Source organism: Pseudomonas sp. FG29, from assembly GCF_057809355.1.
In genome coordinates this window covers 1-770 of the sequence record NZ_JBMDJU010000055.1, presented here as the reverse complement: position 1 = coordinate 770, position 770 = coordinate 1, and the positions used below count along the sequence as shown (strand labels likewise).

The window sequence follows — 770 nt, the reverse complement described above, 5'->3', positions numbered from 1 at the left end:
TACCGGGTTCTGGAACAGCTCAAGGCCAAGGGCTTCAAGGTTCGTCCATCGAACAAGGGGAAGCGGCCACAAGCCGCTGACCCTCAGTCGAAGAAGATCCGCTCGCTCTGGCTGACCCTGCGTGACAAGGGCGCCCTGCGTGATCCCTCTGAGGAAGCCCTGGTCAAGTTCGTCCATGGGGAAACAGGCGTCCAGGCCTTGCAGTGGCTCACCACCGAGCAGGCCAGTCAGGTCATCGAGCATCTGAAACAGTGGATCGCACGTATAAAGGAGGGGGTATGAAGAACGCCAACCGCAGCGCTGCAGGTGATCTGCTCAACGACTTGGCCGAACAGGTGGCGTCAGCAGCTCAGGAAACGCTGGGTATCACCGAGGAGGTGGCCAGCGCCCTGGGTACTGACGTAGCAATGCGCATGGTCGAGCAGTGGGGCGGTCAGCAGCTCTACATGCCGAAGGGCATCCGCGTCGAGGCGGCGCGGCTGCACCAGCAAATCTATGAGGACTGGAAGGGGCGCAACCATCGCGAGCTGGTGCGTAAGTACGGCGTCTCGCTCCAGTTCATTTACCGCGTCATCAAGATCATGCGCCGCGCTGATCTCAACACTCGCCAGGGGGATATGTTCGGCCCGACCAGCAACAACTGATCGGGCCTCCCTACGTTGCACCATATTCAATCCGCTTGAATTAACCGTCCCATCCCGTACCATCCTGTCCCGGCCTATCCCAGGTTTATCTCACGGACTCCCCTGGGTTTATCTCGTTCCCTCTCA

At 59.7% G+C, this 770-nt stretch carries 2 protein-coding genes; both read left to right on the top strand.

Features of this window, described 5'->3' with window-relative positions; genetic code table 11:
- Positions 1-282: regulatory protein GemA (locus tag ACODS1_RS24120; RefSeq protein WP_489087641.1), on the top strand; the 282-nt coding region annotated here is incomplete at its 5' end.
- The gene (locus ACODS1_RS24115; RefSeq protein WP_489087640.1) at positions 279-644 is read left to right on the top strand and encodes a Mor transcription activator family protein; all 366 of its coding nucleotides are present in this window, start codon (positions 279-281) and stop codon (positions 642-644) included. The genes ACODS1_RS24120 and ACODS1_RS24115, both read left to right, overlap by 4 nt.
- Positions 645-770: the final 126 nt, after the last annotated feature.